Source organism: Streptomyces sp. GS7 (assembly GCF_009834125.1).
In the GTDB taxonomy this organism is placed as follows: Bacteria; Actinomycetota; Actinomycetes; order Streptomycetales; family Streptomycetaceae; genus Streptomyces.
The window spans coordinates 4184494-4208055 of sequence record NZ_CP047146.1 but is presented as its reverse complement, the minus strand read 5'-3'; the positions used below and the strand labels follow the sequence as shown (position 1 = coordinate 4208055).

Below are 23562 nucleotides of genomic sequence, written 5' to 3'. Positions count from 1 at the left end.
ACCCGGATCGCGCCACCCCCCACCGTCCTCCCAGAAAGTCCCCGCATGGCTCCCGCCCCACCCCACGCCCCCGCCTCGCCGACCGATTCGGCGGACGGCACGGTCGGCATCCCCTCCCAGGGCGCTCCGAGCCCCAGAGGCCGACGACACAGACGACGGGCGCCGGCCGGGCTCTTCGATGCGAGGGTGCTGCTCACGTCCCTCCCGGAGGCGCTGCGCAAACTGCATCCGCGGGCGCTGGCGGCCAACCCGGTGCTGTTCGTCGTGGCCTGCGGCTCGCTCCTGACCACCCTCTCCGCGCTGCTCAACCCGTCCGTCTTCACCTGGGTGATCAGCGGCTGGCTCTGGCTGACGGTGATCTTCGCCAATCTCGCCGAGGCGGTCGCCGAGGGCCGCGGCAAGGCGCAGGCCGCCTCGCTGCGCCGGGCCCGTACGGACATCACGGCGCGGCGGCTGCGCAACAACTGGCGGGTCGGCATCGACGTCGGCCACGCCGAGACCGAGACCGTGCCGGCCTTCGAGCTGCAGCCCTTCGACTTCGTGCTGGTCGAGGCCGGCGAGACGGTCCCGGCGGACGGGGAGGTGGTCGAGGGGGTCGCCGCGGTCGACGAGTCGGCGGTCACCGGGGAATCCGCGCCGGTCATCCGGGAGTCGGGCGGCGACCGTTCCGGCGTGACCGGCGGCACCACCGTGCTGTCGGACCGGATCGTCGTCCGGATCACCTCGCGTGCCGGGCACTCCTTCCTCGACCGGATGATCGCGCTGGTCGAGGGCGCGGCCCGGAAGCGGACCCCGAACGAGATCGCGCTGCACATCCTGCTCGCCTCGCTCACCATCGTCTTCATCCTGGTCGTCGTCACCCTCCAGCCGATGGCCTCCTACGCCGGTGCGGAACAGGAGACGGCGGTGCTGGTCGCCCTGCTCGTCACACTGATCCCGACCACGATCGGAGCGCTGCTCTCGGCGATCGGCATCGCCGGGATGGACCGCCTCGTCCAGCGCAATGTGGTGGCGATGTCGGGCCGCGCGGTCGAGGCCGCAGGCGACATCAACACCCTGCTCCTCGACAAGACCGGAACCATCACCCTCGGCAATCGCGAGGCGGTCGCGTTCGTACCGCTGCCCGGCCTGGACGAACTCCCGCTCGCGGACGCCGCGCAGCTGTCCTCACTGGCCGACGAGACGCCCGAGGGCCGTTCCGTCGTCGTCCTCGCCAAGAACAAGTACGGGCTGCAGGAACCGGCCGAAGGGGAGCTGGAGTTCGCCGAGTACGTCCCGTTCAGTGCGCAGACGCGGATGAGCGGTGTCGATCTGCGCTGGGCGGACGGGACACGCTGTGTCATCCGCAAGGGCGCGGCCGGGCAGGTCATCGAGTGGGTCAGCCGGCGGGGTGGCGAAGTGCCCACCGAGGCGCGGATGTTCAGCGACGCGATCAGCTCGTCCGGGGGTACCCCGCTGCTGGTGGCGGTGCACGACTTGTACGGGCCGCGGGTGCTGGGGGTGATCCACCTCAAGGACGTCGTCAAGGAGGGCATCCGCGAACGCTTCGCGGAGCTGCGCCGGATGGGCATCCGCACGGTGATGATCACCGGTGACAATCCGCTGACGGCGCGCGCCATCGCGCAGGAGGCGGGGGTCGACGACTACCTGGCCGAGGCCACCCCGGAGGACAAGCTCGCGCTGATCACCCAGGAGCAGGAGGGCGGCAAGCTGGTCGCGATGACCGGCGACGGGACGAACGACGCCCCGGCGCTCGCGCAGGCGGACGTCGGCGTGGCGATGAACACCGGCACCTCGGCCGCCAAGGAGGCCGGGAACATGGTGGACCTGGACTCCAACCCGACCAAGCTCATCGAGATCGTCGAGATCGGCAAGCAACTCCTCATCACCCGGGGCGCACTGACGACCTTCTCGATCACCAACGACGTCGCCAAGTACTTCGCGATCATCCCGGCGATGTTCGCCGGCGCCTACCCCGGGCTGGCCGACCTGAACGTGATGGGCCTGCACAGCCCGACCTCGGCGATCACCTCCGCGATCATCTTCAACGCGCTCATCATCGTGGCGCTGATCCCCCTCGCGCTGCGCGGGGTGCGCTACACGCCCTCGTCCGCCCATGACCTGCTGCGCCGCAATCTCGCCTTCTACGGGCTCGGCGGCCTGATCGCTCCGTTCATCGGCATCAAGCTCATCGATCTGGTGATCTCCGAGATCCCGGGCCTGGGCTGACCGCGGCGGGCGCCCGTGGGGACACGTCAGCCGACGTGCACCCGCGGGCGCCGGTTGCGGTCCGGTTCGGCCTCGCGCAGCACCTCGCGGGTGACCGGCGCGACCTCGCCCTGGCCGAAGAGGAAGAACCGCAGGAACTGGGCGAACGGATTGCCCTCCGTCCACTCGAAGTAGATGTGCGGTCGCCGCCCCGTGGTGTCGCGTACGTAGAGCAGCAGCGCGGCCAGCGCGTTGGAGATGGTGGAGCTCTCCAGGCACAGGACGCGGTAGCGGCCGTGCATCACTTCGCCGCGGACCCGCAACTCGCTCTCGAACTCGGACGGATCGCCGACGGTGACCTCGACGAAGACCAGGTCGTCCTCGGCCGGGATGTCGTTGTCCGCGCGGATCTGCTGGGCCTTGTCGCGGTACTCGGCCAGGCTGCGCTGCTCCGCTCCCTTGGCGATGAACCGGATCCGGCGCTGGGCGATGTCGCGGACGAACCGCGCGGCCGTGTCGTCGAGGATCACGTTGGTCACCCGCAGCTCGAAGGCGCGGGCGAGCCGGGAGAGGAACGACAGCAGGATGATGCCGGCGATGAAGCAGGCACCGATCTTGACGCCGTCGGGGCGCTCGATCACGTTGGTGACGGTGGTGTAGAGGAACACCACGGAGATCACGGCGAAGCCGATCGTCCAGCCGCGCTGCTGGGCGCGCCGCGCGGCGATGGTCACCGCGATCGCGGCGGAGCTGATCAGCACCAGGACACCGGTGGCGTACGCGCCGCCCTGGGCGTCCACGTCGGCGTCGAAGAGCCAGGTCACCAGGAACGCGACCGCGGTGAAGACCAGCACCATGGGTCGTACGGCGCGGGCCCAGTGGGGCGCCATGCCGTAGCGCGGCAGGTACTGGGGCATCAGGTTCAGCAGCCCGGCCATCGCCGAGGCGCCGGCGAACCACAGGATGGCGATGGTGGAGATGTCGTAGACGGTGCCGAAGGCGGAGCCCAGGTACTCGTGGGCCAGGTAGGCCAGTGCGCGCCCGTTGGCCGCCCCGCCGGGTTTGAACTCGGACGCGGGGATCAGCAGCGTGGTGATGAAGCTCGTGATGATGAGGAAGACGCTCATGATGACGGCGGCGGTGGTCAGCAACTTCTTCGCACCGCGGATGCGGCCCACCGGACGCTCTTCGGTGTCCCCCGCCTCCCCTTCGATGTGCGGCATGACCGCCACACCGGTCTCGAACCCGGACAGGCCCAGCGCCAGTTTGGGGAAGACGAGCAGTGACACCCCGATCATCGCCGCGACGTTGCCGTGCTGGACGGTCAGCGCCTGCGACCAGTCGGTGATGACATGCTGCGCGGAGATCAGGTGCATCAGCCCCACGACGACCACGACCGCGTTGAGCGCGAGGTAGAGCCCCACGAGCGCGACCGCGACCCCGATCGCCTCCAGGAACCCCTTGAGGAACACCGCGCCCAGCAGGGCGACCAGGATCAGCGTGATGACCATCTGCTGGCCGTGCAGCGCGTTGGTGAGGTGCGGGTTCTCCACCAGGTGGGTCGCTGCGTCGGCCGCCGACAGGGTGATGGTGATCAGGAAGTCGGTGGCGGCGAAGCCCAGCAGCGTCAGGACGAACAGCTTGCCCTTCCAGAAGGACAGCAGCCGCTCCAGCATCGCGATCGAGCCCTGGCCGTGCGGGCTCTCCTTCGCCACCCGGTGGTAGACCGGCAGCGCCCCGGCGAGTGTCACGGCCACCAGGACGAGGGTGGCGATCGGCGACAGCAGACCCGCGGCCAGGGCGGCGATGCCCGGTTGGTACCCCAGTGTCGAGAAATAGTCCACGCCGGTCAGGCACATCACCCGCCACCAGCGCTGTCCCTCATGGGCCGGTTCCGGCGCGGCGGCCTGCGGCTCCTCGTGGTGCTTGGCCATGTCGGCCAGGCCCTCCAGCATCCACGCGCGCAACCGATGTCGTGCTGAGGCCCCGGAGGAAGGTCCGGCAGGGGCAGAGGCGGCCATCTTGTGCTCCTGTCGTACGCCGAACGGATCCAGCCATCTTTGCGGCGGTCAGGTTAGCGTACGCACATCCGGAGTCCTCGACGTGACGTTCGACACCTCCCGGGGCTCGTGTCTCCAGATGGGACGGATGATGCGGCGTCCTGCTCTCCGTCAGGTCCGCCCGGCTCGCCCCGTCACGTAGTGCACATACTCCTGCGCCAGACGGAAGCCGGCCGTCCAGGCGAGGAGCCTGCTGGGTCGGTTGTCACGGGAGCAGGTCCAGGTCGGGGTGCGCCCGCGCGCGGCGATGTCCCGGCAGAGCGCGGTGACGCAGGCGAGGGCGAGACGCTGACGGCGCGCGTCGGGGACGGTGACGCAGGCGATGTCCTCGTGGGCGGTGCCCTGGAAGTAGGTGCAGGCGACGGCGAGGAGCCGTTCCGGCTGCCCGAGGTGCCCCTTGCGGAACGCCGCCCAGCCGGCTCCGGACGCGGCGAGTCCGGCTGGTCCTCCCCAACTGGCGTGGATCCACGCGGTGTCCGGATCCAGCGCGGCCAGCCCCGGGGCGTCCCCGGGCACCAGCCGGCGGACCGTCACCCCGCGCGGTGTCCGCTGCGCCGCAACGGGGACACGGTGCACGTACACCATCCGCTCCCACGGCACGACCAGCTCGAAGGCACGGCCGAGCACCGGCAGGAAGCGGGCGGGGGCCTGTACGTACCGGGCGGCGAGGCCGTCGAGGACGGCGGGCTCCAGGGCCTGCGGGTCACCGCGCAGCACGAGGTGGTCGGCGCAGGCCACGGCCAGTGCGCGGGGGCCGGTGGCACGGTCCGTCCACCACTGGCCGATCCCGGAGGTCCGCACATGCTCGGCCAGCGCCAGCGCACCGGGCGGACCGCCGGCGAACCACCCCTCCAAAGAGGGCGTGTGTTCCGGCAGCACACCGGTTCCGCCCACGAGTTCCCGCACCATGTGTCTCCTCCGCTCGTTCCGTGTCACGGTGGCGGGGCGGCTCACCGGGAGCCGCCCCGGCCGGGGCTGCTCAGCCCTGGCCGGCCTTACCACCGTGGTTGGCCCTCTTCTTGCGGCGGGCCCGCTTCTTACGGGCGCGCTTGGACATGGGTGAGCGGTCCTTTCGTTATGGGACGTCCCGTTGCCGGGACGTCGTGGCGTCGTGCTTCAGGCGCCGTAGCCGACGAGTTGGCCTGCGAGCTTGTTGAGGCGCTTGAGGGTGCGGGCGTCGGTGGCGGCGGGAGCCGGGTCGACGCACTGATCACAGTCGTAGTAGGCGCCGTTGACGACCTCCACAGCCGGGTCGCAGAGCCGTACGACATGACGCGCGCCCTCTTCCGCGGACGCGCCCGCGGTGGCGTACAGCGGCAGCAGGTCCGTCTCGCAGATGCCCGGGTGGACGGACACCGCGGTCACCCGCGGGTCGGCGGCGAAGACGGTGAGCGCCAGCTGCGACTGGGCGTAGGCCGCGAGCCGCGAGTAGCGCCGGGCCCGCTGGGGGTCGCTCCACTGGATGGAGGCGGTGCGGTGCAGCGAGGACGACACGTTGACGACCCGGCCGCCCCGCTCGCCGGCGAGCGCCGGCTCCAGGAGGCAGGTCAGCAGGTAGTGGGCGAGGAAGTTGACCTGGAAGGCGACCTCGTTCCCGTCGGCCGTGACGGTGTGGCGCTCCGGCGCGGCCATCCCGGCGTTGTTGACCAGCACGTCCAGCTCGGGATGCTCGGCGACCACGCGCCGCGCCATCGCCTCGACCTCCTCCAGACACGTGAAGTCCGCGGCGAACCCGCACAGCCGGGCGCCGTCGATGCCTTCGGTGGCGATCAGCCGGTCCGTGGCCGCCTGGGCCTCGCCGGCGGTGCGGCCGTGGACGAGGACGGTGGCACCGCGTTCGGCGAGCTGCCGTGCGGTGGCGAAGCCGATGCCGGAGGTGGCGCCGGTCACCAGGACCGTGCGGGAGGACAGGGAGGCGGAAGCAGAGTCGGTCATGTTCCATTCCGGGAAGGCGGAGGAGCGGCACGCCGGCCGGCCCCGCGGGGCGCCGGCGTGCAGACGCACGGATACGAAGAGGCGGCACCGGGACCGGTGTTCGGTCACGGCACCTTCGGCCACTCACGGGAGGGCGAGGGCGATGGAGGACGTCTCAGCGCGTGGCGGACGTCTCCGGGCAGCGCGGCGCTCGACGCGGGTCCGCCGGCCGTGACATGGCACGGCTTCGCCATGACGGCGGACGGTCGAGAAGGAGCCGGGCGGTGTTCACGTCACTCATCCAACGCGCTCGTCACCTGCCGGTTCAAGGGACGCGCGCCGCTCTTGACGGCCTTCTGATGACCTCCTGACGACGTGACGGCTCCACAAACACCGCGGGCCGGAATACCACCAATTCGATGGAAAGAGCGGGCACTTCGCCCCGGGGCCCCCGCCCCGTCCTTGAGGATCACCGCACGAGCAGGGGTCCTGGCCGATCGGGATTCGGGAGGCGGAATGGCACGGTCATGGCTGCGACGGGGGGCGGCAGCGGTCGCGGTGTGCGGTGCGGTGCTCACCTCGGTGCCGCCGGCCACGGCGGCACCGGTCAGGGGAATGCTGGACCTGCGCATCGTGGGCGGCAGGAAGGCGGATGTGAAGGACGCCCCGTGGCAGGTGTCGCTCCGCAACCACGGGAGCCATGTCTGCGGCGCCTCGATCGTCCGGCCCACCGAGGTGGTCACCGCCGCGCACTGCACCACCGGGGCGCTCCCCGCCTCCCTCACCGTCCGGGCCGGCAGCAGCAACCGCGGCTCGGGCGGCCAGGTCGTCCACGTCTCCCGTATCGCCCGGCACCCGAAGTACAACCCCGCCACGATCGACTACGACGTCGCGGTGCTGGTCCTGGACGCACCGCTGGTCCTCGGCTCCGCGGTCCGGCCGATCCCCCTCCAGGAAACGGGGGCGGAGCCCGCCTCGGGCACTCCGGCGACCGTCACCGGCTGGGGCTCGACGCGGGACGGCGGCCCCCTCCCCCAGCTGCTGCGCCGTGTCGACGTCCCCAAGCTCAGCGACTCCTCCTGCAAGAGCGCGTACGGGGCCGGCTCCATCACCCCCCGGATGACCTGCTACGGATACGAGGCGGGCCGCAGGGACGCCTGCCAGGGCGACAGCGGCGGCCCCCTCGTCGTCGGCGGCCGTCTGGTCGGCATCGCCTCCTGGGGCTCGGGCTGCGCCGCCCCCGGCCGCCCCGGCGTCTACACGAAGGTCAGCGACCCCGACATCCACCGGCACATCACCAACTCCTAGGACAGGAGCGGGCCTATGCTGGGCGCGATGTTCGCACCCCAGGGCCCCACGATCCGGGAACTCGCCGTGCAGGCGCTGTCCTCCGTCGAGCGCGGCTACGACCTGCTCGCGCCGAAGTTCGACCACACGCCGTTCCGGACGCCGGATGCGGTGCTGCAGCCTGTGGCGCGGGCGCTGCGCGAGCTGGGCCCGTTCGCCAGCGGACTCGACCTGTGCTGCGGGACGGGCGCGGGGATGGGCGTACTGCGGCAGGTGTGCGCGGAGCGGGTCACCGGTGTGGACATCAGCGCCGGGATGCTCGCGGTGGGCCGGTCCCGCTCCTGGGGGACGGAGGCCGCCACCGGGCCGCGCATCGGGTGGGTGCGGGCGGATGCGCGGTCGCTGCCGTTCGGGCCGGCCTTCGACCTGGTCGTCAGCTTCGGCGCGTTCGGGCACTTCCTGCCGGGGGAGCGCCCGGAACTGTTCGCGCAGGTGCACTCCGCGCTGCGCCCCGGTGGCCGGTTCGTTTTCCCGATCGTGGCGCCGGCCCGGCCCGGGTCGCCCCTCTACTGGATGCTGCTCGGCTTCGACGCGGCGATGCGGGTCCGCAACGCGCTGTGGCGGCCGAGTTTCGTCATGTACTACCGGGCGTTCCGGCTGGCCGACGTTCGTGCCGAGCTGGCAGGGGCCGGGTTCGGGGTGGAGCTGACGGCGCTGCCGGAGCTCGGGCGGCGGGCGGACGGCAGTCCGCGGTGCCGGCTGGTGGTGGCGACCCGGCGCGGGTGAGGGTGCGGGCGTGTCCGCCGGTCCGCCGACCGGCCCGGGAGATCCCGGAGTCCCGGTTCCCACCGGCGGCCCCGGCGGCCACGCCCCTCCTCCCCACACAAGGAAGGTCTACAGGCCCTCAAGGGCGCTGCGTCACGGGAGTTGTGCGGGTCAGCCGATGCCGACCTTGGACAGCGCGGTCGTCCAGTCGGTGGCGATGGCGCTGCGGGCGTCGTCGAGCTGGACCTGGCCGTTGCAGACGGCGACCTTCAGCTTGTTCTCAACGGAGTCCTTGCTGGCGGCCGGCTGGTCGCCGTAACGGGGCTCGGGCCACAGGTTCTTCGGGTCGCGCGGCGCGCCGCCGAGTTCGAGGGGGACGAGGTGGTCCTCTTCGTAGTCGGCGGTGTTGGTGTCGCTGTAGCCGTATTCGCCGATCTGCTTGATCTTCAGCTGGTTGGTGTACGAGGCCGGCGGGCGGACGGTCTTGGTCCAGCCGGGCACACAGATGGTCGAGTTGATCGTGGACTGGGTGACGTCGGGGTTGTAGGCGCCCGGCGTGCAGCCGGCGTCGGGCAGCGGGAGGCGGGACTGGGAGCAGGTGGCGGCGGCGTGGGCGCTGCCGGTGGTGAGGAGGAGTCCGGCGGAAGCGAGGGCAAGGGCGGTGGTCGCGGAGGCGAATCGGTGTATCGATCGCATGGGGGGCTCCGGTGTTCAGGCCCGGCCGGGTGCCGGGCACGTGACGCCATGCCACCACCACGGAGTCTATGCGAGTAGAGGCCAGAGATGAACAAGATGTGTACATGCCCATTTCTGACTGTTGCATGAACAACCATTGGCCAACTCCTGGTCCGAGTAAGGTTTTTCACGCGCCGTCGGCCGCGTATCGGCAGGCCCTCCGGCGTGGCCGGAACAGACCCCCGCACCCCTGGCAGCGCCGGCGCCACTCACCTCGTCGCGGGAGAGGCACATATGACGCATCGGCAGACCTTTCGGCCGACAGCGGACGGTGACGTTTTGGTAGCGACCTGGTCACGTTTGCGTCGTTGAGCCCTTCGTGACCTCATTTCGCCACCGTTTAACAGCCAACGCAGCCGATTGCGACCTGTGCCACCGGCGACGTCCCACCGCCGGGCCGCCCGCGGTGAGCGGACAGCCGCTGCTGTGCGCGCCGTGCCAGGAGGACCGCCCCGGCCGACGGCGCGCCCAGCTGATCGACGAGGACTTCGCCTGGCAGACGATGTCCTGTCAGGCCCACGACCTCGCCGACGCCTACACCGCCGGCCGCTGGCTGCCCTACGAGGACGAACACCGCTGGGCACGCGGCCTCGCCCGCGCGTACTGGACGCGGACCGCGCTGGAGGCGGCGCTGCGCGATCCCAACCCCTACCTGCGGGCCGGCCGCCTGGTCCGGGTGGTCGAACCACTGCCCGGGATCCTCGCGATCGTCCCGCACGGCGATCGGTCGCTGCGACCCGTCCAGGCCCTGCTCGACACCCTCGCGACGCGGTCGACCCGGTCCTGAGCAGCGGCCGTGGCGCACCACCGGCCACTCCCCCCGCGCGGCGGAGCGGACCGCGGTCCCGGTTGCGGCGAACGGGCGGTCGCCCGGCCCTGCGTGGGCGCATCCCGTGCCCCTGCTTGCGACCATGGGCGGGCCCGTCGCGGCACCGCGACCCACCCCGAAGGAGCCCGTATGTCCGCCGGCACGGATCTGCTCGTCGATGCCTTCGGCCGCGTCCGGGAAGCTGTCGTGGAGGTGGTCGACGGCCTCGGTGCCGACGAGCTGAGCACCCGTCCCGACGGTCGGGCCAATTCCATCGGCTGGCTGGTCTGGCACCTCACCAGGATCCAGGACGACCATGTCGCCGGTGCGGCCGGGACCGAGCAGATCTGGACCGCGGACGGCTGGTGCGAGGGCTTCGGGCTGCCGTTCGCGCCGGAGGACACCGGCTACGGCCACAGGCGCAAGGACGTGGCCGCCGTACGGGGCCTGAGCGCCCAGCTGCTGACGGAGTATCACGAAGCGGTGCACGACCACACGGTGCGCTATGTCTCCGGGCTCACCGCCAAGGACTTCGACCGCGTCGTCGACCGCGGTTGGACACCGCCGGTCACCCTGGGGATCCGTCTGGTCAGCGTCATCGCGGACGACCTCCAGCACGCCGGCCAGGCCGCGTACGTACGGGGGCTGCTCGGCCGCTGATCCCGCGGCGCACGGCCCCGGACGACCTCACTCCCGGCGGGGCAGCCGGTGCAGCCGCACGTCCGTGAGCCGGCCGTCCGCGATCTCCGCCGTCATGTACGTGCAGTACGGCTGACGCCGGCGGTCGGTCGGCGAACCGGGGTTCAGCAGGCGCAGCCCCCCGCCGGAGGTGGTGTCCCACGGAATATGGCTGTGCCCGAAGACCAGCACGTCGAGCCCCGGGAACCGCTCGGCGCAGCGCCGCTCGCGCCCCTGCGCGGGTCCGGTCTCGTGCACCACGCCGAGCCGCAGCCCGTCCAGCTCGGCGTATGCCACCTCAGGCAGCCTGGCACGCAGTTCCGGGCCGTCGTTGTTGCCGTGGACCCCGATCAGCCGCCGGGCGCGGGACTCCAGGAGGTCCAGGGTGGCGGTGTCGACCCAGTCCCCGGCGTGCACCACGACGTCGGCGCGCGCCACCGCGTCGAGCAGCTGGGGCGGCAGCGCCCTGGCGCGCCGGGGCAGGTGGGTGTCGGAGGTCAGCAGCAGTCGCAGCGGCACGGGGTGACGGTAGCCGTCCGCGGGGCCGGACACCACGACCTGGGCCGCCGTCGCGGTCTTCGCGGTGTGCTCGGTCTCTCCGGTGGCCATGACGCTCCCGTAGTCCTCGTCCGTCGCGGTCCAGTCCCCAGAATCCGCTCGGCCGTTGCCTCGTATCCCGGGGAGTTTCCCCGCACGTTTTCAAGGTCTTCTCCCAGGGCCTGTCCCGGCATTTCCGCTGGATGGGGACCGGGCATTCCCGGCCCGGTGACTTTCACCCCGCCAGATGACTGGTTCACCTCCTTTCCCTCAGGTCACCCGGAAGTCCCGCCGCAACCGCAATTCCCGTCCGGCAGCCGCCACTCCCCCGGTGCGGACGCCCGAACTGCGGGTATCACCCCTGGGAATCCGCATTCACTTTCCCGGGAGTTGCTCATGAAGCACACCCATCCTCAGCCCGGCGATATCGGACTCACCCAAATATCCGGCGCCACCGGCCGGTTGATCCGCTTTGGTGAGTGGATCAACGGAGACGGCTTCGCCAACTACGAACACGCCTTCCTGGTACTGCCCGACGGCCGATTGCTGGAAGCCGAGCCGGGCGGCGCCCGCATCAGACCGCTCAGTGGGTACGACGGCGCCCAGGTCCTCTACGTCTGCCCGGAACGGCTCACCGACCAGCAGCGCACCCACATCTGCACGGCGGCCACCCGCTACGTGGGCGTGCCGTACAGCTTCCTCGACTACGCGGCGATCGCCACACACCGCTTCCATCTGCCCGTTCCGGGGCTGCGCCGCTATGTCGCCAGCACCCGGCACATGATCTGCTCCCAGCTCGTCGACCAGTGCTACCAGGACGCCGGGGTGCATCTGTTCGTCGACGGCCGCTGGCCCGGCTATGTGACGCCGATGGCGCTGTACGACCTGCTGGGCCACTGAACCGCGGCCGGGTACGCCCCGGCGGGGCACCGACGGGCGCCGGGCCCCGCCAGGGCGTACCACCTCAGCCCGCGGTCCCCGGCGTCACCGGGACCACCTCGGCGATCTCCTGGAGGAGCCTGTGCTTGGAGCGCGCTCCCACCACCGCCTTCACCGGCTCCCCGCCCCGGAAGACCATCAGGGTGGGCACGGACAGGACGGCGTAGGCGGACTGGGTCGCAGGGTTGGTGTCCACATCGAGCGCCACGATCTTCAGCGCTCCCGCCGTCTCCTCGGCGATCCCGGCCAGCACGGGCGCCAGCATCCGGCAGGGCCCGCACCAGTCAGCACCGAACTCGACCAGGACGGGGAGAGCGGACGCCAACACCTCCCGCTCGAACGTCTCGTCCGTCACCGTCGTCGGTCCCGGTGCTGCTCCTGTGATGCCTGCCATGACGCTTCTCCCTCTCCTCACGGTCCCGTTCACGAGCCGGCGGCTGGCCGGCGGTCAGTTCGCAGCGCGGCGGCGGGCCGGCCGGGGTGGCCGCGGAGGCCGCGACCTCGGCGCGGGCCAGCTGGGCGCCGACCTGCTCGCGGATCTCCCGCAACCGGTCGATGACCTCATCGAGTTCGGCGAGCTTGCTGCGGTACACCTCCAGGGAGGCGGGGCAGCTGTCGCCCTCGGGGTGGCCGGCGCGCAGGCAGTCGACGAACGGGCGGGTCTGCTCCAGCGTGAAGCCGAACTCCTGGAGCGTGCGGATCTGCCGCAGTTGCGCCAGGTCGTCCTCGCCGTAGTCGCGGTAGCCGTTCCCGGTGCGTCGCGCGGACAGCAGCCCGAGCGACTCGTAATACCGCAGGGCCCGTGTGCTCATGCCGGCGCGTTCCGCCAGTTCCCCGATCCGCATCGATGTCCCTTCCGCCTGGTGCGTGCTTGCGACCGTAGACGTTGACGCGGGCGTCAAGGCCAGCCGGCGGTGGCGGGCCACGGTGGCCGGAGGCGAGGGGTTCGCGGGCGTGCCGGCGGGGGTCGGCACGCCCGCGGTCGGATCAGGTGCCGGACTTGCGGCCGTAGACGTAGACGTCGTCGCCGTTGCGGAGCAGGGACCAGTACTTCTTGGCGTCGTTGGGACGCATGTTGACGCAGCCGTGCGAGCCGGGCGCCGACCAGACGCTGCCGCTGATGGCGTGGAACGCCTCACCGCCGTCGAAGAACTGGCTGTAGGGCATGGGCGTGTGGTAGATCGTCGACACGTGGTGCAGATGCCGCCAGTAGATCCGCTTGAGGCCGGTGCGGGTCGCACCGCCCTTGCGCCCGGTGCGGACCGGCACCGGGCCGAAGACCAGCCGCGATCCGTCCTGGATCCAGCTGAGCTGGCGGGTCAGGTCGACGCAGGCGATCCGCCCTTTGTTAGTGGGGCAATTGTGGGCGCGGTTCGGCTGGTGGCCGGCCGTCCGCTGCTGCGCGACGAGCTGCATCACGCCCCAGGTGACGGGGCCCGCGTATCCGTAGTCGGGGGTGATGCCGTGGCTGGTCTGGAAGGCGCGAATCGCTCGGCAGTCCGACGTCGACTGCCGGCCGTCGACGCGCAGCCCGAGGAACTTCTCGGCCTGCCGCTGGTAGGGGCCGCGGTAGGCGTTGCACGCGGACGCGGTGGCGGCCTCGGCGGTGGAGCTGAAGGCCACCGTCAGCGGCAGGGTCAGTGACGTGAGGGCCAGCGCCGCGCCCGCTCTCCGGCCGGCGGCGGATCTGGGTATGCGAAGTTTCCGTAGTCGCTTCATGCCCGGTAGGACTACCGGCCCCGGGCGTCGGTTGCGGGAGCGATCGGTCCGCAGGACCTAATTCGCCAAAAACGGGGTGGGGTTGGGGCGCCCAATGACGATCATGGAACGACCGATCACGGAGTGACCGTTCCCCCTGGACAAGGAGTCGATTCCCATGCCGACGAACCCCGCGGGCCGCGCCGTCCCCGCCGACCCGACCGTACTGCACCCGATGCCCGGCCAGTCACGGGTGGTACTGCTGAAACCCCTGGTCACCTCGCCTCTCATCGACGTCGGGGAGTTCACCTACTACGACGATCCGGACGACCCGACGGCCTTCGAGACCCGCAATGTGCTCTACCACTACGGCCCGGAACGGCTGGTCATCGGCAAGTACTGCGCACTGGGCGAGGGCGTGCGGTTCCTCATGAACGGCGCCAACCACCGGATGGACGGCCCGTCGACGTTCCCCTTCCCCATCATGGGCGGCTCCTGGAGCGACCACTTCGACCTGATCAGCGGGCTGCCCGGGCGGGGCGACACGGTGGTCGGCAACGATGTCTGGTTCGGGTACCGCGCGATGGTGATGCCGGGCGTCCGGATCGGGCACGGCGCGATCATCGCGTCCGGCGCCGTGGTCGTCGACGACGTCCCCGATTACGGGATCGTCGGGGGCAATCCGGCCAAGCTGCTGCGCCGTCGCTTTGCTGACGCGGACGTCGCGCGCCTGCTGGCACTGGCGTGGTGGGACTGGCCCGCCGAGCACATCACCCGGCACGTGCGGACGATCATGTCCGGCAGCATCGGGGAACTGGAGGCGGCGGCCCCCGACAGGGCGTGAGAAACCGTCCGGTGCGGCTGCCCACAGGTGTTCCGGGGCGGCCCCACCGGACCCGGGCCACTCCGAAGCCCGCACGGCGGAGCGCCCCCTTACCCTTCCCCACAGGCCCGCGCAAGGCTTTCGGCCCCAGCCTCAACCCTCGTCCGCCCCGGCCGCCGGAGACCACGATGCGCCCATGTCGTCTCCTTCGCTTCCTCGCCCCGTCGCCGCGGCGGACCGCCGCACCGTCCTGACATCGGCCCTGGCGGCAGCCGGGCTGCTCCTCATCGGCAGCGGCACCGCACGCGCCCAGGCACCGGCCCGGGCGCGGTCCGCGGACGGTGTCACCCTACGACTGCCGGCCCCGACCGGTCCCCACCGCATCGGGACCACGAGCCTCTATCTGGTCGACCGCTCCCGGCGTGACCCATGGGACCCGGCGATCCCCGTACGGGAGGTCATGGCCACGGTGTTCTACCCGGCCCGCACCGTCCGCGACGCCCCCCTCGCGCCTCATATGACCCCGGGCGCGGCGGAGTTGTTCCCCTCGTTCGCCGCCCCCTTCCACGGCCTTCCCGCCACGGGTGTGCGGTGGGCGGCCACCATGACCCATGCGCACACGGGCGCGCCCGCGCGGGCCGTACGGCGTCCCGTGCTGCTCTACAGTCCGGGCGGCGGCGACCCGCGCAGCCTGGGCACCGGGCTCGCCGAGGAGTTGGCGAGCCATGGCTACGTCGTGGTGGGCGTCGACCATCCCGGTGACGCCTGCGTGGTCGAGTTCCCCGGGACGACTTCCTACCGCCGCTCTCCTTTTCGTACCACCGTCTTCCGGGACGATCCCCGCAAGGATCCGCGGCTGGCCCGCACCATGATCGACGCCCGGATCGCGGATCTCCGCTTCGTGCTTGGCCAACTGACGGCCCTGGCAGCCGGGTTCAACCCGGACGCCCTGGGGCGCGCCCAGCCCGCGCACCTCGGGCGGGCCCTGGACCTGCGACGGGTGGGCTACTACGGCCACTCGGCGGGCGGCACCGCGGTGGCCGAGGCGCTGTACGAGGGCCACCGGGTCGCCGCAGCGGTCAACCTGGAAGGCTACCTGGACCGTGCGCCGGCCCGCCCGGGCCAGGAGGGAGAGCCCTACCCGGTCGCCCGCCACGGGGTGGATCGCCCCCTCCTTCTCCTGGGGACCGGGGACTTCATCGGCAGGGCGCAGGCGAAGAGGGAGTTGACGCGGTCCTGGTCGACCCTGCTCGCCCACCCCGGCGGGCGCGTCCGCCGGCACGAGATCTGCCACGCGGCCCACTGGGTCTTCACTGATTACGCCGCCCTGGCGCCGCAGTTGCAGGCCGCCGGCCTGATGACGGCGGCGGCACGGCGAGCGCTGGTCGGCACCATCGCCCCCGCCAGGTCGGTGCCCATGGTGCGCCATCACCTGCGGTCCTTCTTCGCCCGGCATCTGCACCGGCCCGAGGGGTAGGGACCGTTCGGGGGGACGGTCGGGATCGATGGCGGAGCCGCAGATCGTGGCTCCGCCATGCCCGGGACCGTTGCGTTCCGCTCGGTCAGCCCGGCCTCGTGGTGCACACATAGGCGATCCAACGGCCGCCTCCCGCACGGGAGATGGCGTCCTGCTCGGCTTCGGCCTGTGTGGCGCCCCGACCGCCCCAGTAGACACGGGTGTTGGGGTTGTAGGCGACGGCGCCGCAGCTGTTGACGAAGCCCACGAGAACCTTGCAGCCGGCGCGGTTGCAGTTGTTCATGGCCGCTTGCTGGGCGGCGCTCGCGGAGGGGTAGTCCCACGACCTGCCATTGGTGCCGTCGTTCGCCACGGCTATGGCGCCGTAGTAGTACTTCGGTGGCGGTGGTGGAGGCGGTGGAGCGGGTTGGTAGGTGGTCGGAACGGGGGGTGGGCTGTAGGTCGTCGGGAAGGGGTTGGGGCTGTACGTCGTGGGAGCGGGAGCGACGCTGTACGTCGTCGGGAAGGGGTTGGGGGAAGAGGAGTAGGGCCTCGTATACGGGTCGGTCGGATAGCCCCCGGCGGAACTCGAGTACGAGGAAGAGGAGTTGGTGTTGGTGTCGGACGAGTCGTGGTCGTTGACGAGCGCCAGCACGATGAGGGCCACTGCCGCGACGGCCACGGCGGCGATGCCGGCGGCCTTGCCGGGCGGCTTGGCGCCCGGTCTCGATCCGCCTGTCGGGGCGGGGTTGCCTGGTGGGCGCACCGTACGGGGACCGGGAGACGCCGCGGGGGTCCGTACGGCCTTGAGCCGGCGGGTCGGCGCGGTGGCGGGGGTGGTCGAGGCCGTGGCGCTGGAGGCGGTGAGCTGTTCGGCCCACAGGGCCGGCGTCGGCCGCCGGGAGGGGTCCGGGTCGAGGCCGGCGCGGGCCAGGTCGCCCAGTGGCGGGCTCAGCGCGGTCAGCGCGCTGGGATCGGTCACGGTCTGGTCGCGGGCGAAGAGCCGGACGGCGAGCAGGGAGAGCTTGTAGACGTCGCTGGCGCGGGTCGCCTTCTCCTCGCCCGCGGGTATCTGCCAGTCGGGCGTCTCGGCCTGAGGAAGCACGCTGGTGCCCCGGAGGCGCATCGCGTCGCTGTCGATGAGGAAGCACTCGGGCTTCGGGTCGGTGGTGAACAGCAGGTTCTTCGGGGAGAGGTCGCCGACCGTGATGCCGATGCGGTGGAGCCGGGCGAGCGTGGCCGCCAGGTCGGCCAGGATCAGGAGCCGGTCGCGTTCGCTGATGGCCAGGCCGACGCCGGCGACGTAGGAGTCGTCGTTGAGCAGGTACTCCAGGTTCGCGAGGCGCGGTGTGCCGGTGGTCGTGCCGGTCAGGCTCCGGAAGGTGAAGCGGAAGCGGTCAGGTACGGTGCGCATGAGGAACCCGCAGGCGTGGCCACCCCGTTCGACCACGGCCGCGGGCCAGGCGGTCTTGTCGCACAGCCATCGGCCCTCGTCGGCGCTCAGCTCGCCGAGCAGGGCGACGTGCGCCGCGAGCGCGGCGGCGTCGAGGGTCGGCAGTACGGCGGCGCCGTACTCCTTGTAGACCACGTCCCAGCCGCCGCCGTCGGCCTCGTTGATCTTCTTGTGGGGCACCTCGTACACGGTGCCCTGGCCGCCTTGGCCGAGTTGGCGTCCCAGGGTGAGCGTGCCGTGCTGGACGGGAGGTGTGCGCGGCGGCGTCATCGTGGCACTGCCGTGGCGTGTGGCCAGACGACCAGCAGGGACCGGTCGTCGTCGAAGGTCTCCCGGGAGAAGTCCAGCAGGTGTGCCAGCCACGGCGGAGCGGGCGGTACGGCGAGTTGGCGGGCGAACAGGGCGCCGACCTGTCCGTCGCCGTCGCCGAGCGGGTCCGCGAAGCCGTCGGTGCCGACCAGCAGTGCCTGATGGTCGGTCAGCCGGACGCTGGTGCGGTCGAGCGGATCGGGCACGTGGGGCAGCGGTGTCACCTCGTTCGACACCAGCAGGGCGTCCGAGCCGGTCTTCGTGCCGAACAGCGGCCGGTACCGCCCGTTGGACAGGTCCAGCACCCAGGCGCCGGAGTCCCCGATGCGGCAGACTTCCACGACGGGCCCCGCGGGGTCGGGGCGCACCGTGCCGGCCACGAGCGTGGTCGCGTACAGGCCGGCCACCTCGCCCGCCTCGGGCTCCTTCCCGCTCAGGCGCCACTGGGTCAGCTGCCGCAGCCGTTCGGCGGCGTGGTGGGCCACGTCAGGGAAGTCCATCCGCCCCTGGCTCTGGGGCATCAGGTGGAGCATCCGTTCCAGGGCGGCCCGGCACGCCTCGACCGATCCGAACTCGGACTCCGTGGCGCTGGAGACGCCGTCGGCGACGGCGAAGGCGATGGAGCCGGTGGGCTCGTGGGCCGCGGCGCGTACGGCGTCCTGGCGCGGCTGCCGGTAGTAGCGGTGCTTGGCGCCACGTACGGTGGCACATCTCAGCGTGAGAGCGGGAGTCGACCACCCGTCGCATTCGGTGTCGGGGAAGTCGAAGGCGTACTGGTCCGGCGGTCGGGCCTCGAACTCGGGGCCGGGGGTCCCCACCGCGATCCGACGCCAGGGCACGGGGTCCGGTGCGGCCGGCGCGAGCGGAACCGGGGCGGAGCCGTCGCGGTGCGGAAAGTTCACTGACCGACCTCGTCGATCGCCATACTGAACTGGTCCGGCCGGTTCACCACCAGTTGCGGGCTGCCCGAGTTCAGTGCCTGCCCCGAGGCGACCAGGCTCGCGGTGAGCGCGTGGAAGAACTCGGCGACCGCCTGGCCGATGTCGGTGCCGGGCTTGGCGACGAAGGCGAACTCTGGGCGTGTCGCCACCTCCACCATGGTGGCGGCCTGGGCGTCACCGATTCCGCAGGCGACGATGTTCGGGGCGGTCGGTGTCTGGGCCCGGTTGGTCAGCACGGCGTGCGGCTGGCGCCAGCTCCCGCCGTCGGTGGGCGCTCCGTCGCTGAGGAAGAACACCACCGGGCGGTGGACCTTGTACCCCTCGCCCCGCAGCCACTGGACGTCGGCCGGGATCCGGTACAGCAGGTCGTCGAACACCGCCTGATAGTTCGTCAGGCCCCGGATGGCCACCTGTGGCAGGCTGGTCTCGGTACGCATGTCGGACACCGCGAGACGCACCTGCACGTCGTCGGAGAAGCCCAGCACGGCCAGCCGCAGCTTGGCCGCGATCATCGGCTCGGCCCGCAGCCCCTCGCACAGCGAGATCAGCCCGTTGGACAGGTCTTGCCGGTACGGCCCCATCGATCCGGACTCGTCGGCCAGCACATAGGCCGGCAGTAGTACACCCCTGGTCTCCGCCATACGGACTCGTCTCCCCCGTTTCCGTTCCGCTCACCAACTAGCCTGTACGTTACGGGGTTTGCCCCCTAGGAGCGCCCCCGCTGATGCCGTATCTTCCCAAAGGGCGGGGACGTACGGAAGCGACTCGGGGGAGTCACCGTGGGGGACCAACACCGGAAGACCGGATCGAAGCGGCCGAATCTGCCGATCTGGCGGCAGACGCCCCGCGCCGTGCCGCCCCCGCTGCGCGAACCGCCCCCCCGGACGACACAGCCGTCCTCCGTGCCCTCTGGGCCCTCTGGGCCCTCTGGGCCCTCCGCGCAGTCCGGTCCGCCCGGACCGGCCGGACCGGCCGTACCGGCCGCGTCGACGTGGACCGGCGGACGGCCGCCCCGTCCCGCAGGCCCGCCTCCGCCACCCCCCGTCGGCCCGCCTCCACCGCCCTCCGCGGGCCGGCGGCCGCCCGTGGGCCGAACCAGCCGGCCCACGGCGGCACGCGCTGCCGCGCCCACCCGCTCCGGAGTGCGGCGTACCGCTGCGCTCGTGGCCCTCTGCACGGTCATCGCCGTCGTCGCGGGGCTGCTGATCACACGCGGTGGATCAGGGCCCGCGCACGAGGCGGGCGCGCAGCGGGCGCGGAATCAGGCGCCGTTCGACCAGGCCCTGGCGGGCCTGGCGACCGCCCGGGTACTGCGCTACCAGGACACGGCCGCCGCCGGCATCACCCGGCGAGACGTCACCGTCACCCCGTCCGGCACCCTCTTCGGATCCACCGGCGACGGTGGCCAGGACCCGGGCCAGGACGTCCTCCGCATCGGCGGCACCACCTACACCCGCTGGAAGAAGGCCGGCCCCGACGAGAAGCCGGACGGAGAGCAGGATCCCCGTGCTCCTGGCACGTGGACCACCGCCGACCCCGGGAGTTCGCACACGCTCGCCCCGGTGCTGTCCCGGTTCCTGCCTCCGGCCGAGCTGGCGGTCGAACTCTGGGACGCGGTGGACAAGTTGACGACGCTGCCCGATCCGAACGACCCGCATGTGCCGACGGAGAAGGTGCACGGGGTCCCGGCGCTGCGCGCCGACACATCGGCGGGGAGCCTGCTCGTCACCAAGAGCAAGCCCTACCGCGTGCTGCGCCTGGAACCCTACGGCCCCTCGGGGCGGCTCACGGGCCGGCTCACAGCGCTGCGCAGCGGCGCGGAAGCCTCCGCGATGCGCCGGGTGACCACCGGCCCCCTGGAGGCGGGCGACTCCCAGGGGATGGACCTGTCGCCGGTGTCCGGCAGCCGGGCCGACGCCGCGTACAACGCCCTGGAGGCCGATACCCGGCAGCTCGCCGATGCGGTGGACCACGGCATCGACTTCACGCTGAACACCACGGAGGGGAACGTCAGTTGCGGCTCCGGTGGCTGCACGGTCGACCAGAGTTTCACCGGTGAGCTGACCTCGGACGCCAGGACCCGACTCACCGGCGGCACGGTCACCGCCACCATGCGGGCGACCGTCACCATCGACGGCCGGGACGCCGGCGGATGCACCAGCCCGCAGGGCACCTTCCCCCTCACCGGTGACACGGTGTCGGGTTCGCTGTCCTGCTCCGATCCCGGCGCCGGCGCGGTCTTCGCCGCCGTCCGCGAGAAATACAAGGCCCAGGCCGAAGCCGAATCCCGGGCCTCCGGCGGGCGGCCCGTCCCCTACCGTTTTCCCTACGTGGCCAGCCCCGTGGTCGACGCCGCGGCCCTGGCCACCGGCGAGGTGGCGAAGCTCGTCAAACAGGTGCAGCGGGAGCGCCGGCCAGGGCCGTGCTCGACCAGGGGGAACGCCACCACTCCCGCCTCCGCGCAGGGCGTCGCAGGCGGCCCGGTGGAACGGGTGCACGTCGGCTCTCCGTCGGGGACGTGGGCCGATGCCACCAGCCGCTCCACCACAGGCGATCAAGGCGGCCGGACCAGCCGGACGTACGCCATACCGTCGGCCAGGCTTTCCGACCCCGTCCCCGTCCCCGTTCGCGTCGACAACGGCGATGACGACCCGCGTTCCTTCCCGAACCTGATCCCCGGCGACAAGCCCGACTGGTTCAAGCCGATTCCGCCCGCAACCGCGCTGGCCCGGTCGGGCAATTACCTCTACGCGGTACTGGAAGACGGCGAACTCGTCATCGGCAAGCGGACGTCGGGCCATGTCAATCTCGCCCGCGGCGGTCCGGTACTGGCCGCCGGCGAATTCAAGACCAAGGGGGGTGAGGTAGTGTCCCTCGACAACAAGTCCGGCCACTACCGGCCCTACGGGTCCCATGCCGAGCGGGCAGCCGTCTCGGCGTTCAACAGGAATGGGCTCAAAGCCGATGGAAAGTACGTCGCCGCATGGGGAAGGCCCGACTGCTGATCCCGTCGCGGACTTTCGGGGCGCCGTCCAGGACGTCCTGGACACCGCCGACGCCTGGTGCGGGGTCGAGGTCCTTGAGCCCGGTCTGGAGCGCGCTCTTGCCGTACTGCGACAACACCCCGGTCTGAGAGGGCGATTCGAGGACGAGATCGTCTCCCTGCTCGACTCACCCGTGGAAGGCGTCGTCGAACTGGTCTCCTTCGTCATGCACGAGCTGCGGTGGCCGGCGGTTGAACAGGCGATCAGGAACAGGCTCTCCACCCCCGGACGCAACGTCAGTCATTTCCGGCTCCATGAAGCGATGCTGGACGCCTTTTCCGATTCCTGGGGCGAGCGCGATCTCTACGCGCGGTTCCGGTCCTAGCCGGTACACCAACAGGCGCCCGCCCTTCCTCGGCCCCCCGCCTCACATGGTGATCCCGCCTCACATATTGATCATGTGGCCCGCCAGGCCGTGCACCGATTCCTGGATCGCCTCGCCCAGCGTCGGGTGCCCGTGGACGTTGCGGGCCACCTCGTGGACCGTCAGGTCCCATTTCTGGGCCAGTGTCAATTCCGGTAGCAGTTCGGTGGCTTCGGGCCCGATGAGGTGGGCGCCGATGATCTCGCCGTGGCGGGCATCGCTGATGATCTTGGCGAAGCCGGAGGTGTCGCCGATGCCGTGGGCCTTGGCGTTGGCGGTGAACGGGAACTTGGCCACCCGCACGTCGAAGCCCTGCTCGCGGGCCTGCGCCTCGGTCCAGCCGAAGCTGGCGATCTGCGGCTGGCAGAAGGTCACCCGCGGGATCATGAGGTAGTCCAGCTCCATGGTCTCCGCACCGGCGATGGTCTCCGCCGCGACGATTCCCATCGCCTCGGCCGCATGGGCGAGCATCAGTTTCGCCGTGACATCGCCGATGGCGAAGATGTGCGGGACGCTCGTACGGCCCCGGCCGTCGATGTCGATGGCGCCGCGGTCGGTCAGCCGTACGCCGGTGTTCTCCAGGCCGAAGCCGGTGATCCGCGGCTGGAAGCCGATGGCCTGGAGCACCTTGTCGGTCTCCAGGGTCTGCCGCTGGCCGCCGGTGGTGACCGTGACCCGCACCGTTTCGCCCGAGTCGTCGATGCCCTCGACGCGGGTGGAGGGCAGCACGTTGATGCCCAACTTGCGGTAGCGGCGGGAGAGTTCGGCGGAAACCTCCTCGTCCTCCAGGGGCACGATGCGGTCGAGGAACTCCACGAGGGTGACCTCGACGCCGTAGTTGTGGAGGACATAGGCGAATTCGACGCCGATGGCGCCCGCACCGGCGATCACCATGCTCCGCGGCAGCTCGTCGGAGAGGATCTGCTCCTCGTACGTGACCACCCGGCTGCTCAGCGACGTGCCGGGGAGCAGCCGGGTGACCGAGCCGGTCGCGATGACGGCGTGGTCGAAGGAGATCACCTCCGTGCGGCCGTCGCCGAGGGTGACGTGCAGGGTGTGCGGGTCGATGAAGGCGCCGATCCCTTCGTACTGCTGGATCCCGTTCTTCTTCATCAGGAAGTGCACGCCCTTGGCGCGCCCTTCGGCCACCTTGCGGCTGCGCAGGAACGCCTCCCGGTAGTCGAAGCTGACCCGGCCGTCCACCCGCATCCCGAAGGTCTTCGCCTCGCGGTTGACGATATGGGCGATCTCGGCGTTGCGGAGCAGCGCCTTCGACGGGACGCAGCCGATGTTGAGGCAGACGCCGCCCCAGTACCGCGCCTCGACGATCGCCGTGCGCAGGCCGAGCTGGGCCGCCCGGATGGCGGCGACATACCCTCCGGGGCCCGCGCCCAGGACCACCACGTCACAGTGCGCGCTCATGCCGAGAGCTCACTTCGCTCGCCCTCGCCCTCGCGAGACGCGCACCTTGCCCTGACCCTCTCGCTGCGCTCACTCATGCTCGGCAGCCTAGGTCGGGGCGGTCGGCGGCGCAGCGCGCGGC

Annotated in this window: 21 protein-coding genes and 1 pseudogene; 10 read left to right on the top strand and 12 right to left on the bottom strand. The window is 71.4% G+C overall.

Going from position 1 to position 23562, the window contains the following annotated elements:
• Positions 1-45: 45 nt before the first annotated feature.
• Positions 46-2229 carry a potassium-transporting ATPase subunit KdpB gene (gene kdpB, locus GR130_RS18540; protein WP_159505762.1) on the top strand — a complete coding sequence of 728 codons (2184 nt, stop codon included), beginning with the start codon at positions 46-48 and terminating at the stop codon, positions 2227-2229.
• 26 nt (positions 2230-2255) lie between these two features.
• Here the strand turns inward: kdpB and GR130_RS18535 are convergent, their stop codons facing one another.
• The 3 genes from GR130_RS18535 to GR130_RS18525 all read right to left on the bottom strand — a co-directional run bounded on the left by GR130_RS18535 (position 2256) and on the right by GR130_RS18525 (position 6203).
• Complete coding sequence (locus tag GR130_RS18535) at positions 2256-4229, bottom strand: amino acid transporter (protein WP_159505761.1); 1974 nt, start codon at positions 4227-4229, stop codon at positions 2256-2258.
• A gap of 150 nt (positions 4230-4379) precedes the next feature.
• Positions 4380-5177, bottom strand: coding sequence for a GNAT family N-acetyltransferase (locus GR130_RS18530; RefSeq protein ID WP_159505760.1), 798 nt, complete (start codon positions 5175-5177; stop codon positions 4380-4382).
• A 207-nt stretch (positions 5178-5384) separates the two neighbouring features.
• Positions 5385-6203 (bottom strand): SDR family NAD(P)-dependent oxidoreductase, encoded by an 819-nt coding sequence (locus GR130_RS18525; RefSeq protein WP_159505759.1) that lies wholly within the window; start codon positions 6201-6203, stop codon positions 5385-5387.
• 495 nt (positions 6204-6698) lie between these two features.
• Between GR130_RS18525 and GR130_RS18520 the strand changes: the two genes are divergently transcribed.
• Both GR130_RS18520 and GR130_RS18515 read left to right on the top strand, forming a co-directional pair.
• Positions 6699-7490 carry a serine protease gene (locus GR130_RS18520; RefSeq protein WP_159505758.1) on the top strand — a complete coding sequence of 264 codons (792 nt, stop codon included), beginning with the start codon at positions 6699-6701 and terminating at the stop codon, positions 7488-7490.
• Between the two features lie 27 nt (positions 7491-7517).
• A complete protein-coding gene (locus GR130_RS18515) occupies positions 7518-8255 on the top strand; it encodes a class I SAM-dependent methyltransferase (protein ID WP_159505757.1) in 738 nt (245 codons plus the stop codon).
• Positions 8256-8405: 150 nt separating this feature from the next.
• On the opposite strand, the gene GR130_RS18510 is transcribed toward GR130_RS18515, so the two are convergent.
• Positions 8406-8930: a hypothetical protein gene (locus GR130_RS18510; protein ID WP_159505756.1), complete on the bottom strand. Its 525-nt coding sequence runs from the start codon at positions 8928-8930 to the stop codon at positions 8406-8408.
• Between the two features lie 445 nt (positions 8931-9375).
• On the opposite strand from GR130_RS18510, the gene GR130_RS18505 reads away from it, so the two are divergent.
• Both GR130_RS18505 and GR130_RS18500 read left to right on the top strand, forming a co-directional pair.
• On the top strand, positions 9376-9756 hold the full coding sequence (locus GR130_RS18505; RefSeq protein WP_236573167.1) for a hypothetical protein: 381 nt from the start codon (positions 9376-9378) through the stop codon (positions 9754-9756).
• A gap of 171 nt (positions 9757-9927) precedes the next feature.
• On the top strand, positions 9928-10437 hold the full coding sequence (locus GR130_RS18500) for a mycothiol transferase (RefSeq protein WP_159505755.1): 510 nt from the start codon (positions 9928-9930) through the stop codon (positions 10435-10437).
• Positions 10438-10464: 27 nt separating this feature from the next.
• On the opposite strand, the gene GR130_RS18495 is transcribed toward GR130_RS18500, so the two are convergent.
• Positions 10465-10968: a metallophosphoesterase family protein gene (locus tag GR130_RS18495; RefSeq protein ID WP_159510073.1), complete on the bottom strand. Its 504-nt coding sequence runs from the start codon at positions 10966-10968 to the stop codon at positions 10465-10467.
• A gap of 420 nt (positions 10969-11388) precedes the next feature.
• Here GR130_RS18495 and GR130_RS18490 point away from each other — a divergent pair, with 420 nt between their 5' ends.
• On the top strand, positions 11389-11892 hold the full coding sequence (locus GR130_RS18490; RefSeq protein WP_159505754.1) for a hypothetical protein: 504 nt from the start codon (positions 11389-11391) through the stop codon (positions 11890-11892).
• Positions 11893-11956: 64 nt separating this feature from the next.
• Here GR130_RS18490 and trxA read toward each other — a convergent pair whose 3' ends face one another.
• The 3 genes and pseudogenes from trxA to GR130_RS18475 form a co-directional block, all read right to left on the bottom strand.
• A complete protein-coding gene (gene trxA / locus GR130_RS18485) occupies positions 11957-12325 on the bottom strand; it encodes a thioredoxin (RefSeq protein ID WP_159505753.1) in 369 nt (122 codons plus the stop codon).
• 55 nt (positions 12326-12380) lie between these two features.
• A pseudogene (locus tag GR130_RS18480) lies at positions 12381-12776 on the bottom strand (MerR family transcriptional regulator); the annotation flags it as partial.
• A 142-nt stretch (positions 12777-12918) separates the two neighbouring features.
• Positions 12919-13650 (bottom strand): L,D-transpeptidase family protein, encoded by a 732-nt coding sequence (locus GR130_RS18475; protein WP_159505751.1) that lies wholly within the window; start codon positions 13648-13650, stop codon positions 12919-12921.
• A 157-nt stretch (positions 13651-13807) separates the two neighbouring features.
• On the opposite strand from GR130_RS18475, the gene GR130_RS18470 reads away from it, so the two are divergent.
• Both GR130_RS18470 and GR130_RS18465 read left to right on the top strand, forming a co-directional pair.
• Positions 13808-14473, top strand: coding sequence for a CatB-related O-acetyltransferase (locus GR130_RS18470; protein WP_159505750.1), 666 nt, complete (start codon positions 13808-13810; stop codon positions 14471-14473).
• Between the two features lie 175 nt (positions 14474-14648).
• The gene (locus tag GR130_RS18465) at positions 14649-15929 is read left to right on the top strand and encodes an alpha/beta hydrolase (RefSeq protein WP_159505749.1); all 1281 of its coding nucleotides are present in this window, start codon (positions 14649-14651) and stop codon (positions 15927-15929) included.
• Between the two features lie 85 nt (positions 15930-16014).
• On the opposite strand, the gene GR130_RS18460 is transcribed toward GR130_RS18465, so the two are convergent.
• Genes GR130_RS18460 through GR130_RS18450 form a run of 3 tightly spaced genes read right to left on the bottom strand, consistent with a single transcriptional unit; the run spans position 16015 to position 19252 of the window.
• On the bottom strand, positions 16015-17631 hold the full coding sequence (locus GR130_RS18460) for a DUF4189 domain-containing protein (RefSeq protein WP_159505748.1): 1617 nt from the start codon (positions 17629-17631) through the stop codon (positions 16015-16017).
• Complete coding sequence (locus GR130_RS18455; RefSeq protein ID WP_159505747.1) at positions 17628-18572, bottom strand: protein phosphatase 2C domain-containing protein; 945 nt, start codon at positions 18570-18572, stop codon at positions 17628-17630. The genes GR130_RS18460 and GR130_RS18455 overlap by 4 nt, the downstream gene beginning before the upstream one ends.
• Positions 18569-19252, bottom strand: a complete 684-nt coding sequence (locus tag GR130_RS18450) for a vWA domain-containing protein (protein ID WP_159505746.1) — start codon at positions 19250-19252, stop codon at positions 18569-18571. Before GR130_RS18450 ends, GR130_RS18455 begins: the two co-directional genes overlap by 4 nt.
• Before the next feature lie 522 nt (positions 19253-19774).
• Between GR130_RS18450 and GR130_RS39845 the strand changes: the two genes are divergently transcribed.
• Together GR130_RS39845 and GR130_RS18440 are read left to right on the top strand one after the other, a co-directional pair.
• Positions 19775-21616, top strand: coding sequence for a hypothetical protein (locus GR130_RS39845; RefSeq protein ID WP_201304922.1), 1842 nt, complete (start codon positions 19775-19777; stop codon positions 21614-21616).
• The gene (locus GR130_RS18440) at positions 21576-21980 is read left to right on the top strand and encodes a hypothetical protein (RefSeq protein ID WP_159505745.1); all 405 of its coding nucleotides are present in this window, start codon (positions 21576-21578) and stop codon (positions 21978-21980) included. The genes GR130_RS39845 and GR130_RS18440 overlap by 41 nt, the downstream gene beginning before the upstream one ends.
• Positions 21981-22040: 60 nt before the next feature.
• Here GR130_RS18440 and lpdA read toward each other — a convergent pair whose 3' ends face one another.
• Positions 22041-23441: a dihydrolipoyl dehydrogenase gene (gene lpdA, locus GR130_RS18435; protein ID WP_159505744.1), complete on the bottom strand. Its 1401-nt coding sequence runs from the start codon at positions 23439-23441 to the stop codon at positions 22041-22043.
• Between the last annotated feature and the right edge of the window lie 121 nt (positions 23442-23562).

What these genes read in the sequence shown, in the direction of transcription:
- lpdA (WP_159505744.1), bottom strand. Translation starts at nt 23,441, where the DNA reads ATGAGCGCGCACTGTGACGTGGTGGTCCTGGGCGCGGGCCCCGGAGGG.
- GR130_RS18520 (WP_159505758.1), top strand. Translation starts at nt 6,699, where the DNA reads ATGGCACGGTCATGGCTGCGACGGGGGGCGGCAGCGGTCGCGGTGTGC.
- GR130_RS18530 (WP_159505760.1), bottom strand. Translation starts at nt 5,177, where the DNA reads ATGGTGCGGGAACTCGTGGGCGGAACCGGTGTGCTGCCGGAACACACG.
- GR130_RS18460 (WP_159505748.1), bottom strand. Translation starts at nt 17,631, where the DNA reads ATGACGCCGCCGCGCACACCTCCCGTCCAGCACGGCACGCTCACCCTG.
- kdpB (WP_159505762.1), top strand. Translation starts at nt 46, where the DNA reads ATGGCTCCCGCCCCACCCCACGCCCCCGCCTCGCCGACCGATTCGGCG.
- GR130_RS18440 (WP_159505745.1), top strand. Translation starts at nt 21,576, where the DNA reads ATGGAAAGTACGTCGCCGCATGGGGAAGGCCCGACTGCTGATCCCGTC.
- GR130_RS18475 (WP_159505751.1), bottom strand. Translation starts at nt 13,650, where the DNA reads ATGAAGCGACTACGGAAACTTCGCATACCCAGATCCGCCGCCGGCCGG.
- GR130_RS18450 (WP_159505746.1), bottom strand. Translation starts at nt 19,252, where the DNA reads ATGGCGGAGACCAGGGGTGTACTACTGCCGGCCTATGTGCTGGCCGAC.
- GR130_RS18490 (WP_159505754.1), top strand. Translation starts at nt 11,389, where the DNA reads ATGAAGCACACCCATCCTCAGCCCGGCGATATCGGACTCACCCAAATA.
- GR130_RS18515 (WP_159505757.1), top strand. Translation starts at nt 7,518, where the DNA reads ATGTTCGCACCCCAGGGCCCCACGATCCGGGAACTCGCCGTGCAGGCG.
- GR130_RS18510 (WP_159505756.1), bottom strand. Translation starts at nt 8,930, where the DNA reads ATGCGATCGATACACCGATTCGCCTCCGCGACCACCGCCCTTGCCCTC.
- trxA (WP_159505753.1), bottom strand. Translation starts at nt 12,325, where the DNA reads ATGGCAGGCATCACAGGAGCAGCACCGGGACCGACGACGGTGACGGAC.
- GR130_RS18465 (WP_159505749.1), top strand. Translation starts at nt 14,649, where the DNA reads ATGTCGTCTCCTTCGCTTCCTCGCCCCGTCGCCGCGGCGGACCGCCGC.
- GR130_RS18500 (WP_159505755.1), top strand. Translation starts at nt 9,928, where the DNA reads ATGTCCGCCGGCACGGATCTGCTCGTCGATGCCTTCGGCCGCGTCCGG.
- GR130_RS18470 (WP_159505750.1), top strand. Translation starts at nt 13,808, where the DNA reads ATGCCGACGAACCCCGCGGGCCGCGCCGTCCCCGCCGACCCGACCGTA.
- GR130_RS18525 (WP_159505759.1), bottom strand. Translation starts at nt 6,203, where the DNA reads ATGACCGACTCTGCTTCCGCCTCCCTGTCCTCCCGCACGGTCCTGGTG.
- GR130_RS18535 (WP_159505761.1), bottom strand. Translation starts at nt 4,229, where the DNA reads ATGGCCGCCTCTGCCCCTGCCGGACCTTCCTCCGGGGCCTCAGCACGA.